Consider the following 13,299-nt stretch of genomic DNA (forward strand, 5'->3'; position numbering starts at 1 on the left):
GCTGTGTGTGGGGGTGCTGTTCTGCAGCCGTCCCACTGTTGGGCGCGTGACCTGGCACTGCCTGTCGGCGAAGCCGCAGCGAACCGCAACCACCTGGGGCTGCGGAGCAGCCCGGGAAACCGTCGAGCGAAGCGAGCTTGGTTTCCCGGAACAGACGATGTCGACGCGGCGAAGCCGCGACCAAGCATTCAGGGCAAGTAGTCAGCGCCTCCGGCGCTGACTACTTGCCGGCCTTCTTCTTGCCGGCGACGGTGCGCTTCGGGCCCTTGCGGGTGCGTGCGTTGGTCTTGGTGCGCTGGCCGCGGACGGGGAGGCCCCGGCGGTGGCGCAGACCCTGGTAGCTGCCGATCTCGACCTTGCGGCGGATGTCGGCGGCGACCTCTCGGCGAAGGTCTCCTTCGACCTGGACGTTCTCGTCCAGGTAGTCGCGCAGCTTGACGAGGTCCTGTTCGGACAGGTCGCGCACGCGAGTGGAGGGGTCGACGCCGGTGCCCGCGAGGGCTTCCTTCGCGCGGGTACGGCCCACGCCGAAGATGTAGGTGAGTGCGATCTCGACGCGCTTCTCGCGCGGGAGGTCGACTCCGGCAATACGTGCCATCGAAGTGGTTCTCCTGTGTTCGTCTCGGAGGTCTGGAGCCTCACCGTTCCGGTGCGCGCGAGGCGAACCGGTCCTCGGCCTCCGAGCCGAGGGTGACGTCCGGACGGGGTCGTCCGGGGCCGGGTGAAGCGTTGTGCTGTTCTCGCGTCGTGCTCGAGGATCAGCGGTGGTGCGTGGCTGTGATCAGCCCTGACGCTGCTTGTGACGCAGGTTGTCGCAGATCACCATGACCCGGCCGTTACGGCGGATCACCTTGCACTTGTCGCAGATCTTCTTGACGCTGGGCTGAACCTTCATGTGCCTGCCGTCTTCAGATCGTTCTCCCCTGCCGGTGGCGCACACGCGAATGTGCTCCATCGGTGGAGAGGGTTTTCGACACCACCGGCGGATGCCGGCGGATGGAGTGTCAGCGGTAGCGGAACACGATGCGGCCGCGGGTGAGGTCGTAGGGGCTGAGCTCCACCACCACGCGGTCCTCGGGGAGGATCCGGATGTAGTGCTGACGCATCTTCCCCGAGATGTGAGCGAGGACCTTGTGGCCGTTGCTCAGCTCCACGCGGAACATCGCGTTGGGCAGGGCTTCCACGATGGTGCCCTCGATCTCGATGACGCCGTCCTTCTTGGCCATGTCCTCCGCAATCCCTGAGTGCCCCCGACGGGGGCGTTCGTCCTGCCGGGCGAGCCGGCAGACCCCTCCCGGACGGGTGGGGGTTTTCGGCTTCGCAACTGCCTGCTCACCGGTGGGGTGACGTGGTCATCGCGTGGATGACCGGTGCACCTTTCGATGGGCATGGCGATATACAAGAGCCGACAGGCGAGTCTAGTCCACGGCGACGTCTCGGCGCCAATCGCCCTCGTGACAGCATCGCGTGGAGCGGGCGCGCCTCAGGCGGGCGCTCCGCAGGGCACTCCGCGCGCTCCGAGCTCGGCGCGTCCTCCGTCGAGGGCGGTGAGGACCCACGGGCCGGCAGGTGTCGCCGCGACGGTGTGCTCGACGTGGACTCCGCGAGAGCCGTCGGTGGTGACGACGGTCCACCCGTCCCCCAGGGTGTGTCCGACGTCGGTGCCGTGCGTGACCATCGGCTCGATCGCGACCGTCGATCCCGCCTTGATCGTCGGCCCGCGTCCGCGGACGGCGACGTTGGGCACTCCGGGCGACTCGTGCATCGCGCGTCCGATGCCGTGCCCCTCGTAGCCCTCGAGGATGCCGTACGGGGCTCGTCCGGCCGCCGCGGCGGAAGCCTCGAGCGAGGACTCGACCGCCTCACCGACGTCGAAGAGGTGGGCGCCGGGGGTGAAGGCGGCGATGCCGGCCCACAGGGCGTCGGTGCAGGCGTCGATGAGCGCGAGGTCTCCCGGTCGGGCGTGCTCCGCTCCCCCGACGACGATCGTCATGGCCGAGTCGCCGTGCCAGCCGTCCACCGAGGCGCCGCAGTCGATGCTGACGAGGTCACCCTCCCCCAGCCGCCGGGGGCCGGGGACGCCGTGGACGATCTCCTCGTCGACGCTGACGCACACCGTGTGGCGGTACCCGGGCACGTCGGGAAAGGAGGGTCGGGCGCCTCGGGCACGGATGCACTCGGCGGCGAGGTCGTCGATGTCTGCCGTGGTCCAGCCCGGACGGATCTGCGCGCGCAGCTCGGCGAGGGTCTCGGCGACGACCACGCCCGCGACCCGCATGGCGAGGACGTCCTCGGGCGGACGCGACGTCAACCGTTCACGCCCGCCGAGGAACCTCCACACGTTCAGGAGTCCAGGGCCGAGAACAGGCGCCCGGTGACCTCGTCGATCTCACCCATGCCGTCGACCTCGACGAGCAGGCCGCGCTCCCGGTAGGTGTCCGACAGGGGCGCGGTCTCCTGGGCGTAGATCCGCATCCGCTCGCGGATGACGTCCTCGGTGTCGTCGGCGCGACCCTCGACCTCGGCCCGCTTGAGCAGACGCTGGACGACCTCGTCGACGTCGACGGTGAGCTCGATGACCTTGTCCAGGCTGTGACCGGACTTGGCCAGCATGTCGTCGAGGGCGCGCACCTGGTCGGTGGTGCGGGGGTACCCGTCGAGGAGGAACCCACCGGAGGCGTCGGACTCGGCGAGCCGGTTCTCGACGATCGAGTTGGTCACCTCGTCGGGCACGAACTGGCCGGCGGCCAGCAGCTCCTCGACCTTGCGGCCGAGCTCCGTGCCCTCCTTGATGTTCGAGCGGAAGATGTCACCGGTGGAGATGGCCGGCACAGAGCAGTGCTCGGCGATTCGGGAGGCCTGCGTGCCCTTACCCGCACCGGGCGGGCCGAGGATGATGAGTCGCATCAGCGGAGGAACCCTTCGTAGTGGCGCTGCTGAAGCTGTGACTCGATCTGCTTCACCGTCTCGAGGCCGACACCGACCATGATCAGGATGGAGGTGCCGCCGAACGGGAAGTCCTGCGTGGCACCGAGGGTGGCCATGGCGATGAGCGGGATCAGCGAGATGAGTGCGAGGTAGGACGCACCCACGACGATGACGCGATTGAGTACGTAGCTGAGGTACTCAACCGTAGGCCGACCGGCACGGATACCGGGGATGAAGCCCCCGTACTTCTTCATGTTGTCCGCCACATCGGTGGGGTTGAACGAGATCGACACGTAGAAGAACGTGAAGAACACGATCAGCGCGATGTAGACGACGGCGTACATGGGCTGGTCGCCGCGCGTGATGTTCTGCGAGATCCACGTGGACCAGGCGGGCGGGTTGGGGTTGCCCTGCTGGAACTGCACGGCCAGGCCGGGCAGCGCGAGCATCGAGCTGGCGAAGATGACGGGGATGACGCCCGCCTGGTTGACCTTGAGCGGGATGTACGTCGACGTCCCGCCGTACTGGCGCCGCCCGATCATCCGCTTGGCGTACTGGACGGGGATGCGCCGCTGACACTGCTCCACGAAGACCACGGCGCCGATGATGAGCAGGCCGATGAGGATGACGAGGATGAATGCGTCCCAGTTGCCCTGCCGCTGCTGAATGGCCATGAGCGAGCCGGGGAACGTCGCGACGATCGAGGTGAAGATCAGCAGCGACATGCCGTTGCCGATGCCCTTCTCGGTGATGAGCTCACCCATCCACATGATGAGGCCGGTGCCGGCCGTCATCGTCAGCACCATGAGGATGAGGGTCAAGGGCTCCTCGTCGACGAGCACGCTGGTGCAGTGACCACCGAAGAGCGTCTCCGGGCTGCGGGCGAACGTGACGAACGTCGAACTCTGCAGGAGCGCGAGGCCGATCGTCAGGTAGCGGGTGTACTGGGTCATCTTGGCCTGACCCGTCTGACCCTCCTGCTTGAGCGCCTCGAAGCGCGGGATCACGACCGTGAGCAGCTGCACGATGATGCTCGCCGTGATGTACGGCATGATCCCCAGGGCGAAGATCGACAGCTGCAGCAGAGCGCCACCGCTGAAGAGGTTGGCCATCCCGAGGAACTGGTTGTCCTGCGAGCCGGCGCCCGCGACGCACTGCTGCACCTGGGGGTAGCTGACTCCGGGGCTGGGGATGAACGAGCCGAGCCGGAAGATCGCCATGATCATGAGAGAGAACATGATCTTGCGACGCAGGTCCGGCGTCTTGAAGGCACGGACGAACGCGGTGAGCACTGGTAACCCTCCCGAAGGCGAACAAAGCACGTCGGTAGCCGCGATCGCGTCGCACCGAGCCCGAGCCCTGAACCCCAAAATCGATCAAGCACAAGAAAATAGGGGACATAGGCCCCTGGAGAAACGATAACACCCCGTGTCCGGGTCAACCGGCACACGGGGTGCTCTCGCGGTGTGTCGCCGCAGCTCAGAGGCGTTTCTCAGAGCTGGGTGGCCGAGCCTCCGGCCGCCTCGATCTTCGACTTCGCCGACGCCGAGAAGCGGTGGGCGGAGACGTTGACCTTGACGGACAGATCGCCCTCGCCGAGCACCTTGACCAGGTGGCCCTTGCGAACGGCACCCTTGTCCACCAGCGCGTCGACGGTCACGTCGCCACCCTCGGGGAACAGGGACTCGATCTTGTCCAGGTTGACGACCTGGTACTCGGTGCGGAACGGGTTGGTGAAGCCGCGCAGCTTCGGAAGACGCATGTGCAGCGGCATCTGGCCGCCCTCGAAGCGCTCCGGGACCTGGTAGCGGGCCTTCGTACCCTTGGTACCGCGACCTGCGGTCTTACCCTTGCTGCCCTCACCACGACCGACGCGCGTACGCGCGGTCTTGGCTCCGGGAGCCGGGCGCAGGTGGTGGACCTTCAGGGCGTGGCTCTTGGCCGTGCCCTCGGTCTCTTCGGTGGCCTTGTTCTCGTCGGCCATGTCAGTCAACCTCCTCCACGGCGACGAGGTGCGTCACGGTGCGGATCATCCCGCGGATCTCGGGACGGTCCTCCTTGACGACCACGTCACCGATGCGCTTGAGACCGAGCGAGCGCAGCGTGTCGCGCTGGTTCTGCTTGCCGCCGATCTCCGAACGGGTCTGGGTCACCTTGAGTTGAGCCATCAGCCGTTCACCCCGCGGCGCGGGCGCGCAGCATGGCGGCCGGAGCGACGTCCTCGAGCGGCAGACCACGGCGGGCGGCCACGGCCTCGGGCTGCTCGAGGTCCCGGAGCGCCTGCACCGTCGCGTGGACGATGTTGATGGCGTTCTGGGATCCCAGGGACTTGCTGAGCACGTCGTGGATTCCGGCGCACTCGAGCACGGCGCGCACCGGGCCACCGGCGATGACACCGGTACCCGGCGAGGCCGGACGCAGCAGGACGACGCCGGCAGCGGCCTCACCCTGGACGGGGTGCGGGATGGTGCCCTGGATGCGCGGGACGCGGAAGAAGGCCTTCTTGGCCTCTTCGACGCCCTTGGCGATCGCGGCGGGGACCTCCTTGGCCTTGCCGTAGCCGACGCCGACGGTGCCGTCACCGTCACCGACGACGACGAGGGCGGTGAAGCTGAAGCGACGTCCACCCTTGACGACCTTGGAGACTCGGTTGATCGTGACGACCCGCTCCAGGTACTGGCTGCGCTCGTCGTCGCGGCCGCCGCGGCGGTTGTCGCGGTTGTCGCGACCTCCGCGACGGTCGCCGCGCTCGTTGGTGTTCGCGCCGGCGCCCTCGCCGGCGCCGGTGCCTCGGCGCTGGGGTCCAGCCATCAGACGTTCCTCTTCTTCTCGTTGCGGGCCTGAGTCACAGCGACAGACCTCCTCTCGGGCGCCCTCGGCGATCGCCGCGACACGTCCGTGGTACTTGTTGCCGCCGCGGTCGAAGACGACCGACTCGACACCGGCGTCCTTGGCGCGCTGGGCGATGAGCTCGCCCACCTTGCGGGCCTTGGCCGACTTGTCGCCGTCGAAGGCGCGCAGGTCGGCTTCCATCGTCGAGGCCGACGCGAGCGTCTTGCCCGCGGCGTCGTCGACGACCTGGACGAAGATGTGGCGAGCCGAGCGCGTGACCACCAGACGCGGACGCGTCGGCGTGCCCGTGATGCGCTTGCGCAGACGGAAGTGGCGACGGCCACGGGCCGCGGTCTTGCTCCTGCCGCGCTTGATCGTGAGTGCCATCACTTACCAGCCTTTCCGACCTTGCGGCGAATGTGCTCGCCGGCGTACCGCACGCCCTTGCCCTTGTACGGGTCGGGCTTGCGCAGCTTGCGGATGTTGGCAGCGACCTCACCGACGAGTTGCTTGTCGATGCCCTGGACCGCGAACTTCGTCGGGCCCTCGACGGTGAACGAGATGCCCTCGGGCGCCTCGACCGTGATGGAGTGGCTGTACCCGAGCGCGAACTCGAGGTTGCCGCCCTTGTTGAGCACGCGGTAACCGGTGCCGAAGATCTCCATCTTCTTCTCATACCCATTGGTCACGCCTTCGACCATGTTGGAGATGAGCGTGCGGGTGAGACCGTGGAGCGAACGCGACTCGCGCTCGTCGTCGGGGCGGGTGACCGAGAGGGCACCCTCCTCGTCACGAGCGACGCGGATCGGCTCGGCGACGGTCAGCGCGAGCTGACCCTTGGGGCCCTTGACCGTGACGGCCTGACCATCGATCGTCACGTCGACACCGGACGGCACGGTGATGGGGAGTCGTCCAATACGGGACATGTCTTAACTCTCCTTCCTGTACCGATTACCAGACGTAGGCGAGGACTTCCCCACCTACACCCTTGTTGGCAGCCTGCTTGTCGGTGAGGAGGCCGGAGGACGTGGAGATGATCGCCACGCCGAGGCCACCGAGCACCTTGGGCAGGTTCGTCGACTTCGCGTACACGCGGAGTCCGGGCTTGGACACACGCCGCACGCCCGAGATGGAGCGCTCACGGTTGGGCCCGTACTTGAGGTCGATCGTCAGCGTCTTGCCGACCTCGGCGTCCTCAACACGCCAACCCGCGATGTAACCCTCGGATGTGAGGATCTCCGCGATGTTGGACTTGAGCTTCGAATACGGCATGGACACGACGTCGTGGTGCGCCGAATTGGCGTTCCGCACGCGCGTGAGCATGTCCGCGATGGGGTCTGTCATCGTCATTTTGGGCTTCTCCGCCCTTCCTCACCGCGGTTTCTCCTCGGCACCCGATGTGCCGGCAGACCTTCGGTGTAGAAGTGTTGTCGTTGGACGAGCTGTTACCAGCTGCTCTTGGTGACGCCGGGCAGCTCACCGCGGTGAGCCATCTCGCGCAGGCAGACTCGGCAGAGGCCGAATTTGCGGTAGACCGAGTGGGGTCGGCCACACCGCTGGCAGCGGGTGTAGGCGCGGACCTTGAACTTGGGCTTGCGATTGGCCTTGTTGATCAGTGCGGTCTTGGCCACGATCAGTTCTCCTTGAACGGGAATCCGAGGTGACGCAGCAGTGCACGACCCTCGTCGTCATTCGTCGCGGTGGTGACGACCGTGATGTCCATACCGCGGACGTGGTCGATCTTGTCCTGGTCGATCTCGTGGAACATCGACTGCTCGTTGAGACCGAAGGTGTAGTTGCCGCGGCCGTCGAACTGCTTCGGGGACAGACCACGGAAGTCGCGGATACGCGGCAGGGCGACCGTGACCAGACGGTCCAGGAACTCCCACATGCGCTCGCCGCGCAGCGTCGTGTGGCAGCCGATGGGCATGCCCTCACGGAGCTTGAACTGGGCGATGGACTTGCGCGCCTTGGTCACGACCGGCTTCTGACCGGTGATGGCGGTGAGGTCGCGCACGGCGCCCTCGATCCGCTTGCTGTCCTTGGCGGCCTCGCCGACACCCATGTTGACGACGACCTTGACGACGCCGGGGATCTGCATGACGTTGCCGTAGCCGAACTCGTCCTGCAGCTTGCCCTTGATCTCGTCGCGGTACTTCAGGCGCAGCCGGGCCGCGGGGGCCGCAGCGATCGTGCTCTCGCTCATCAGAGGTCCTTCCCGGAACGCACCGACACGCGGACCCGCTGGGTCTTCGTGCGGCCGTCGCGCTCGACGGTCTCGACGCGCGTGCGGACCCGGGTCGGCTTCTTCGTCTCCGGGTCGACGATCATCACGTTGCTCACGTGGATCGGCGCCTCGACGTCGACGATGCCGCCGGCGCCACGCTGGCTCGCGCGGGTGTGCTTGGTGACGCGGTTGACGCCCTCGACGAGCACGCGCTGGGTCTCGGGGTAGACCTCGATGACCTTGCCCTGCTTGCCGCGGTCGCCGCCCTTGTCCTGCTTACGGCCGGACATGACCTGAACCAGGTCGCCCTTCTTGATCTTCATCTTGGCCATGAGTTACAGCACCTCCGGGGCCAGCGAGATGATCTTCATGAACTTCTTGTCGCGCAGCTCGCGGCCCACCGGGCCGAAGATGCGGGTACCACGCGGGTCACCATCGCCCTTGAGGATGACGGCGGCGTTCTCGTCGAACCGGATGTAGGAACCGTCCGGACGACGGCGCTCCTTCTTGGTCCGAACGATGACCGCCTTGACGACGTCACCCTTCTTGACGTTGCCACCGGGGATGGCGTCCTTGACGGTGGCGACGATCACGTCACCGATGCCGGCGTACCGCCGGCCGGAGCCACCGAGCACACGGATGCACAAGATCTCCTTGGCTCCGGTGTTGTCGGCGACACGAAGTCGCGACTCCTGTTGGATCACTTCTCACTCCTGTCGTCGCGCCGGTTCTCAACACCCGGCGAACCGGGTTCGAGCCTTGCGGAACTTCATGGCCAGTTTCCTGACCGATGTCTTGTTGACCGATCCATGTCGGTCAGACCCACACGAACGTCTTGCACCACCTGGCCGGCGAAGCCGGCCCGAGAATCCGCGAGCGAAGCGAGCTTGGATTCTCGGAACGACCAGATCGCCGCGGCGAAGCCGCGCCCCCGCATTCCGGGGGCACACGGGGGCGGAGCCCCCGTGCGCCGACCTATTTGGCCTTCTCGGCGATGCGGACGAGGCGCCACCGCTTGGTCGCGGAGAGCGGTCGCGTCTCCATGAGGACCACGCGGTCGCCGACGCCGGCTTCGTTGTTCTCGTCGTGAGCCTTGAGACGGCTCGTGCGCCGCATGACCTTGCCGTACAGGGCGTGCTTCACGCGGTCCTCGACCTCGACGACGATGGTCTTGTCCATCTTGTCGCTGACGACGTAGCCGCGCGCGGTCTTGCGGAAGTTGCGGTCGCTCGAGGCGGCGTTCTCGCCGTTCACCTCGTCACCCACGGTGTTCTCCTCCGGTGTGGTCGTCATCGTCAGCTCGCCACCTTCGGTCCGCCGATGTTGAGCTCACGCTCACGCATGATCGTGTAGATCCGTGCGATGTCCTTGCGAACCGCGCGGAGCCGGCTGTTGTTCTCGAGCTGGCCGGTGGCGGACTGGAATCGCAGGTTGAACAGTTCGCCCTTGGCCTTCTTGAGCTCTTCGGCGAGCTTGTCATCGGACATCTCGCGGATCGCGTCCGCGGCCAGGTCCTTCGCCATCAGTTGTCACCACCCTCACGTGCGATGAAACGGGCCTTCATGGGGAGCTTGTGCATCGCGAGTCGCATCGCCTCACGGGCGACCTCTTCGCTGACGCCGGACAGCTCGAACATGACGCGGCCGGGCTTGACGTTGGCCACCCACCATTCGGGCGAACCCTTACCGGAACCCATGCGGGTCTCGGCGGGCTTCTTGGTCAGCGGACGGTCGGGGTAGATGTTGATCCACACCTTTCCGCCACGCTTGATGTATCGGGTCATCGCGATACGCGCGGACTCGATCTGACGGTTGGTCACGTAGGCCGGGGTGAGGGCCTGCAGGCCGTAGTCACCGAAGGCGATCTCCGTGCCGCCCTTGGCCATGCCGCGCCGCGTCGGGTGGTGCTGCTTGCGGTGCTTGACTCGACGGGGAATCAACATCAGGAATCTGCTCCCTCGGTGGTCGCGGGGGCGCCCGACGTCACAGCCGACTCGCCGCCCGTGCTCTCGGTGCGGCCGGCGCCACGGGCGCCGCGCTCACCGCTGGGACGACGCCCGCGAGCGGGACGGTCGCCACGGTCGCCGCGCGGACCGCCACGGCTGGGCCGACCCGGCGCTGCGGCCTGCTGAGCAGCGAGCTCCTTGGCCGTCATGTCGCCCTTGTAGATCCAGACCTTCACGCCGATGCGGCCGAAGGTGGTGCGGGCCTCGTAGAAGCCGTAGTCGATCTGCGCACGGAGCGTGTGCAGCGGCACACGACCCTCGCGGTAGAACTCGGTGCGGCTCATCTCGGCGCCGCCCAGACGACCGGACACCTGGACACGGATGCCCTTGGCGCCGGCGCGCGTGGAGGACTGCATGCCCTTGCGCATGGCGCGACGGAAGGACACACGGGCCGAGAGCTGCTCGGCGATGCCCTGGGCGACGAGCTGCGCGTCCATCTCGGGGTTCTTGACCTCGAGGATGTTCAGCTGCACCTGCTTGCCCGTGAGCTTCTCGAGCTCGCCGCGGATGCGGTCGGCCTCGGCGCCACGGCGACCGATGACGATGCCCGGACGCGCGGTGTGGATGTCGACACGGACGCGGTCACGCGTGCGCTCGATCTCGACGCGGCTGATGCCGGCCCGCTCCATGCCACTGGACATGAGGCGGCGGATCGCCACGTCTTCCTTGACGTAGTCGCGGTAACGCTGGCCGGCCTTGGTGCTGTCGGCGAACCACCGCGACTTGTGGTCGGTGGTGATGCCCAGACGGAAGCCGTTCGGGTTGACCTTCTGTCCCATTAGCGGGCGCCTCCGTTCGTCTCGGGCTGGCTCACGTGGACGGTGATGTGGCTCGTGCGCTTGTTGATGCGGAAGGCGCGACCCTGAGCACGCGGCTGGAACCGCTTCATCGTCGGGCCCTCGTCCACGTAGGCCGTCGTGACGACGAGCGAACGCTCGTCGAACGGCAGCGACTCCTTCTCGGCCTTGACGCGAGCGTTGGCGATCGCGCTGGCGAGAACCTTGTAGACCGGGTCACTGGCCGACTGCGGCGCGAACTGCAGCACGGCGAGAGCCTCGGTGGCCTGCTTGCCGCGAATGAGGTTCACGACGCGGCGGGCCTTCATCGGCGTGACGCGCACACCACGGGCCTGTGCCTTGGCTTCCACGGTCACGGCCTCCTTCTGGGTGTTCGTTGCGGAATTCGAGCCGGCCATCAGCGACGACGACCCTTCTTGTCGTCCTTCACGTGACCCTTGAAGGTGCGTGTGGGGGCGAACTCGCCGAGCTTGTGACCGACCATCGCCTCGGTGACGAACACCGGGACGTGCTTGCGGCCGTCGTGGACGGCGAAGGTGTGACCGAGGAAGTCGGGGGCGACGACCGACCGACGTGACCAGGTCTTGATGACGTTCTTGGAACCCGCTTCGTTCTGGGCGTCCACCTTCTTCTGAAGGTGGTCGTCGATGAAGGGGCCCTTCTTCAGGCTGCGAGGCATATCAGCGGGCTCCTATCAGCGCTTCTTGCCGGTACGACGGCGGCGGACGATGAGCTTGTCGCTCTCTTTGTTGGGGCGACGCGTCCGACCCTCGGGCTGTCCCCAGGGGCTGACGGGGTGACGTCCACCGGAGGTGCGACCCTCACCACCACCGTGCGGGTGGTCCACCGGGTTCATGACGACACCACGGACGGTCGGGCGCTTGCCCTTCCACCGCATACGGCCGGCCTTACCCCAGTTGATGTTGCTCTGCTCGGCGTTGCCGACCTCGCCGATGGTGGCGCGGCAGCGGACGTCGACGTTGCGGATCTCGCCGGAAGGCATACGCAGCTGGGCGTAGCGGCCCTCCTTGGCGACGAGCTGAACACGCGCGCCGGCCGAACGAGCGATCTTGGCGCCGCCACCGGGGCGGAGCTCGATGGCGTGGATGACCGTACCGACGGGGATGTTGCGCATCGGCAGGTTGTTGCCCGGCTTGATGTCGGCCGACGGGCCGTTCTCGATGCGGTCGCCCTGCTTGAGACGGTTCGGCGCGATGATGTAGCGCTTCTCCCCGTCGGCGTAGTGCAGCAGCGCGATGCGGGCGGTGCGGTTGGGGTCGTACTCGATGTGAGCGACCTTGGCCGGGATGCCGTCCTTGTCGTGGCGACGGAAGTCGATGACGCGGTAGGCGCGCTTGTGACCGCCACCGATGTGACGCGTCGTGATGCGGCCCTGGTTGTTGCGGCCACCGGACTTCGACAGCGGGCGGACGAGCGACTTCTCAGGCTCGTTGCGCGTCACCTCGACGAAGTCGGCCACACTCGACCCGCGACGCCCTGGCGTCGTCGGCTTGTACTTGCGGATACCCATGAGATCAGTTCTCCCTTAGCGATTCGATCGTCGTCGGCGGCTCAGCGGCCGAAGACGTCGATCGAGCCTTCCTTGAGGGTGACGACGGCGCGCTTGGTGTCCTTGCGCTTGCCAGTCCCGAACCGGGTCCGACGCGTCTTGCCGGGGCGGTTCAACGTGTTCACCGAGGCGACCTTGACCGAGAAGATCTCCTCGACGGCGATCTTGATCTCGGTCTTGTTCGCACGCGGGTCGACGAGGAACGTGTACTTCCCCTCATCCATCAACGTGTACGACTTCTCCGAGACGACCGGCGAGAGCAGGACGTCGCGGGGGTCCTTGTTCAGGGCGCTCACTTGGCGACCTCCTTGCGCGTGGCAGCGGCGACGAACGCCTCGAAGGCGTCCTCGGTGAAGACGATGTCGTCGGCGCAGAGCACGTCGTAGGTGTTCAGCTGGTCAGCGAACAGCACGTGCACGCTCGGCAGGTTGCGGACCGAGAGCATGGCCGTCTCGTCGCCGCGGTTGACCACCACGAGCTGGTTCGCGCGCTCACTGAGCGCGGTCATCAGCTTGGCGGCGGCGCGGGCCGACGGGGTATCGCCCTCGACGACACCGGTGACGACGTGCACCCGGTCGTGACGAGCACGATCTGACAGGGCGCCACGCAGGGCGGCGGCCTTCATCTTCTTGGGGGTGCGCTGGCTGTAGTCGCGCGGCTGCGGGCCGTGCACGACTCCACCACCGGCGAACTGGGGCGCACGGGTCGAACCCTGACGGGCGCGGCCGGTGCCCTTCTGCCGGTACGGCTTGCGGCCACCACCGCGGACCTCGGCCCGCGTCTTGGTGGAGTGCGTCCCCTGGCGCGCCGCGGCGAGCTGCGCGACGACGACCTGGTGGATCAGCGGCACGTTGGTCTGCACACCGAAGATCTCGGCCGGCAGCTCGACGGAACGGCCGGCGGCGGCACCGGTGATGTCCCGGACGTCGATCGTCGTCAT

General features: G+C 67.0%; 24 protein-coding genes and 1 pseudogene. All 25 read right to left on the minus strand.

Annotation, left to right across the window (positions count from 1 at the left end; genetic code table 11):
• Nucleotides 1-220: 220 nt before the first annotated feature.
• Nucleotides 221-598, minus strand: a complete 378-nt coding sequence (rpsM, locus tag QQK49_RS12575; protein ID WP_284304219.1) for a 30S ribosomal protein S13 — start codon at nt 596-598, stop codon at nt 221-223.
• Between the two features lie 183 nt (nt 599-781).
• A complete protein-coding gene (gene rpmJ / locus QQK49_RS12580; RefSeq protein WP_007928044.1) occupies nt 782-895 on the minus strand; it encodes a 50S ribosomal protein L36 in 114 nt (37 codons plus the stop codon).
• 109 nt (nt 896-1,004) lie between these two features.
• Nucleotides 1,005-1,226, minus strand: a complete 222-nt coding sequence (infA, locus tag QQK49_RS12585; RefSeq protein WP_013493543.1) for a translation initiation factor IF-1 — start codon at nt 1,224-1,226, stop codon at nt 1,005-1,007.
• Between the two features lie 257 nt (nt 1,227-1,483).
• The gene (map, locus tag QQK49_RS12590) at nt 1,484-2,311 is read right to left on the minus strand and encodes a type I methionyl aminopeptidase (RefSeq protein WP_284304220.1); all 828 of its coding nucleotides are present in this window, start codon (nt 2,309-2,311) and stop codon (nt 1,484-1,486) included.
• Between the two features lie 32 nt (nt 2,312-2,343).
• Complete coding sequence (locus QQK49_RS12595; RefSeq protein ID WP_284304221.1) at nt 2,344-2,907, minus strand: adenylate kinase; 564 nt, start codon at nt 2,905-2,907, stop codon at nt 2,344-2,346.
• Entirely contained in the window at nt 2,907-4,220 is a 1,314-nt protein-coding gene (gene secY / locus QQK49_RS12600; RefSeq protein WP_284304222.1) for a preprotein translocase subunit SecY, read from the minus strand. Before secY ends, QQK49_RS12595 begins: the two co-directional genes overlap by 1 nt.
• Before the next feature lie 200 nt (nt 4,221-4,420).
• Complete coding sequence (rplO, locus tag QQK49_RS12605) at nt 4,421-4,912, minus strand: 50S ribosomal protein L15 (protein WP_284304223.1); 492 nt, start codon at nt 4,910-4,912, stop codon at nt 4,421-4,423.
• 1 nt (nt 4,913) lies between these two features.
• Nucleotides 4,914-5,096: a 50S ribosomal protein L30 gene (gene rpmD / locus QQK49_RS12610; RefSeq protein ID WP_040160206.1), complete on the minus strand. Its 183-nt coding sequence runs from the start codon at nt 5,094-5,096 to the stop codon at nt 4,914-4,916.
• Between the two features lie 7 nt (nt 5,097-5,103).
• Nucleotides 5,104-5,739 (minus strand): 30S ribosomal protein S5, encoded by a 636-nt coding sequence (rpsE, locus tag QQK49_RS12615; RefSeq protein WP_284305899.1) that lies wholly within the window; start codon nt 5,737-5,739, stop codon nt 5,104-5,106.
• Between the two features lie 60 nt (nt 5,740-5,799).
• A pseudogene (gene rplR / locus QQK49_RS12620) lies at nt 5,800-6,147 on the minus strand (50S ribosomal protein L18); the annotation flags it as partial.
• Entirely contained in the window at nt 6,147-6,686 is a 540-nt protein-coding gene (gene rplF / locus QQK49_RS12625; protein WP_284304224.1) for a 50S ribosomal protein L6, read from the minus strand. The pseudogene rplR and the gene rplF, both read right to left, overlap by 1 nt.
• Before the next feature lie 25 nt (nt 6,687-6,711).
• Nucleotides 6,712-7,110 carry a 30S ribosomal protein S8 gene (gene rpsH, locus QQK49_RS12630; protein WP_284304225.1) on the minus strand — a complete coding sequence of 133 codons (399 nt, stop codon included), beginning with the start codon at nt 7,108-7,110 and terminating at the stop codon, nt 6,712-6,714.
• A 95-nt stretch (nt 7,111-7,205) separates the two neighbouring features.
• The gene (locus QQK49_RS12635; RefSeq protein ID WP_040160195.1) at nt 7,206-7,391 is read right to left on the minus strand and encodes a type Z 30S ribosomal protein S14; all 186 of its coding nucleotides are present in this window, start codon (nt 7,389-7,391) and stop codon (nt 7,206-7,208) included.
• A gap of 2 nt (nt 7,392-7,393) precedes the next feature.
• Nucleotides 7,394-7,966, minus strand: coding sequence for a 50S ribosomal protein L5 (rplE, locus tag QQK49_RS12640; RefSeq protein WP_284304226.1), 573 nt, complete (start codon nt 7,964-7,966; stop codon nt 7,394-7,396).
• On the minus strand, nt 7,966-8,319 hold the full coding sequence (gene rplX, locus QQK49_RS12645) for a 50S ribosomal protein L24 (protein WP_284304227.1): 354 nt from the start codon (nt 8,317-8,319) through the stop codon (nt 7,966-7,968). The genes rplE and rplX overlap by 1 nt, the downstream gene beginning before the upstream one ends.
• Before the next feature lie 3 nt (nt 8,320-8,322).
• Nucleotides 8,323-8,691, minus strand: a complete 369-nt coding sequence (gene rplN / locus QQK49_RS12650) for a 50S ribosomal protein L14 (RefSeq protein WP_284304228.1) — start codon at nt 8,689-8,691, stop codon at nt 8,323-8,325.
• A 271-nt stretch (nt 8,692-8,962) separates the two neighbouring features.
• Nucleotides 8,963-9,280, minus strand: a complete 318-nt coding sequence (rpsQ, locus tag QQK49_RS12655; protein WP_284304229.1) for a 30S ribosomal protein S17 — start codon at nt 9,278-9,280, stop codon at nt 8,963-8,965.
• Nucleotides 9,281-9,282: 2 nt separating this feature from the next.
• The gene (gene rpmC, locus QQK49_RS12660; RefSeq protein ID WP_284304230.1) at nt 9,283-9,510 is read right to left on the minus strand and encodes a 50S ribosomal protein L29; all 228 of its coding nucleotides are present in this window, start codon (nt 9,508-9,510) and stop codon (nt 9,283-9,285) included.
• A complete protein-coding gene (gene rplP / locus QQK49_RS12665) occupies nt 9,510-9,929 on the minus strand; it encodes a 50S ribosomal protein L16 (RefSeq protein ID WP_284304231.1) in 420 nt (139 codons plus the stop codon). Before rplP ends, rpmC begins: the two co-directional genes overlap by 1 nt.
• Entirely contained in the window at nt 9,929-10,771 is an 843-nt protein-coding gene (gene rpsC, locus QQK49_RS12670) for a 30S ribosomal protein S3 (RefSeq protein WP_284304232.1), read from the minus strand. The genes rplP and rpsC overlap by 1 nt, the downstream gene beginning before the upstream one ends.
• Nucleotides 10,771-11,139: a 50S ribosomal protein L22 gene (gene rplV / locus QQK49_RS12675; RefSeq protein ID WP_284304233.1), complete on the minus strand. Its 369-nt coding sequence runs from the start codon at nt 11,137-11,139 to the stop codon at nt 10,771-10,773. The genes rpsC and rplV overlap by 1 nt, the downstream gene beginning before the upstream one ends.
• A gap of 47 nt (nt 11,140-11,186) precedes the next feature.
• Nucleotides 11,187-11,468: a 30S ribosomal protein S19 gene (rpsS, locus tag QQK49_RS12680; protein WP_284304234.1), complete on the minus strand. Its 282-nt coding sequence runs from the start codon at nt 11,466-11,468 to the stop codon at nt 11,187-11,189.
• Nucleotides 11,469-11,483: 15 nt separating this feature from the next.
• Nucleotides 11,484-12,320: a 50S ribosomal protein L2 gene (rplB, locus tag QQK49_RS12685; protein ID WP_284304235.1), complete on the minus strand. Its 837-nt coding sequence runs from the start codon at nt 12,318-12,320 to the stop codon at nt 11,484-11,486.
• A 41-nt stretch (nt 12,321-12,361) separates the two neighbouring features.
• Complete coding sequence (gene rplW, locus QQK49_RS12690) at nt 12,362-12,655, minus strand: 50S ribosomal protein L23 (protein ID WP_284304236.1); 294 nt, start codon at nt 12,653-12,655, stop codon at nt 12,362-12,364.
• A complete protein-coding gene (gene rplD, locus QQK49_RS12695) occupies nt 12,652-13,299 on the minus strand; it encodes a 50S ribosomal protein L4 (protein ID WP_284304237.1) in 648 nt (215 codons plus the stop codon). Before rplD ends, rplW begins: the two co-directional genes overlap by 4 nt.

Source organism: Mobilicoccus caccae (assembly GCF_030161635.1).
Taxonomy (GTDB): domain Bacteria; phylum Actinomycetota; class Actinomycetes; order Actinomycetales; family Dermatophilaceae; genus Mobilicoccus; species Mobilicoccus caccae.

Bases quoted from the DNA above. Each gene is read 5' to 3' on its own strand.
- infA (WP_013493543.1), bottom strand. From the start codon at position 1,226: ATGGCCAAGAAGGACGGCGTCATCGAGATCGAGGGCACCATCGTGGAA.
- rpsH (WP_284304225.1), bottom strand. From the start codon at position 7,110: ATGACGATGACAGACCCCATCGCGGACATGCTCACGCGCGTGCGGAAC.
- rpsE (WP_284305899.1), bottom strand. From the start codon at position 5,739: ATGGCTGGACCCCAGCGCCGAGGCACCGGCGCCGGCGAGGGCGCCGGC.
- rplF (WP_284304224.1), bottom strand. From the start codon at position 6,686: ATGTCCCGTATTGGACGACTCCCCATCACCGTGCCGTCCGGTGTCGAC.
- rpsS (WP_284304234.1), bottom strand. From the start codon at position 11,468: ATGCCTCGCAGCCTGAAGAAGGGCCCCTTCATCGACGACCACCTTCAG.
- rplO (WP_284304223.1), bottom strand. From the start codon at position 4,912: ATGGCCGACGAGAACAAGGCCACCGAAGAGACCGAGGGCACGGCCAAG.
- rplD (WP_284304237.1), bottom strand. From the start codon at position 13,299: ATGACGACGATCGACGTCCGGGACATCACCGGTGCCGCCGCCGGCCGT.
- rpmD (WP_040160206.1), bottom strand. From the start codon at position 5,096: ATGGCTCAACTCAAGGTGACCCAGACCCGTTCGGAGATCGGCGGCAAG.
- rpmC (WP_284304230.1), bottom strand. From the start codon at position 9,510: ATGGCGAAGGACCTGGCCGCGGACGCGATCCGCGAGATGTCCGATGAC.
- rpsC (WP_284304232.1), bottom strand. From the start codon at position 10,771: ATGGGACAGAAGGTCAACCCGAACGGCTTCCGTCTGGGCATCACCACC.
- rpsQ (WP_284304229.1), bottom strand. From the start codon at position 9,280: ATGACGACCACACCGGAGGAGAACACCGTGGGTGACGAGGTGAACGGC.
- rplE (WP_284304226.1), bottom strand. From the start codon at position 7,966: ATGAGCGAGAGCACGATCGCTGCGGCCCCCGCGGCCCGGCTGCGCCTG.
- rpmJ (WP_007928044.1), bottom strand. From the start codon at position 895: ATGAAGGTTCAGCCCAGCGTCAAGAAGATCTGCGACAAGTGCAAGGTG.
- rpsM (WP_284304219.1), bottom strand. From the start codon at position 598: ATGGCACGTATTGCCGGAGTCGACCTCCCGCGCGAGAAGCGCGTCGAG.
- QQK49_RS12595 (WP_284304221.1), bottom strand. From the start codon at position 2,907: ATGCGACTCATCATCCTCGGCCCGCCCGGTGCGGGTAAGGGCACGCAG.
- rplX (WP_284304227.1), bottom strand. From the start codon at position 8,319: ATGGCCAAGATGAAGATCAAGAAGGGCGACCTGGTTCAGGTCATGTCC.
- rplB (WP_284304235.1), bottom strand. From the start codon at position 12,320: ATGGGTATCCGCAAGTACAAGCCGACGACGCCAGGGCGTCGCGGGTCG.
- rplP (WP_284304231.1), bottom strand. From the start codon at position 9,929: ATGTTGATTCCCCGTCGAGTCAAGCACCGCAAGCAGCACCACCCGACG.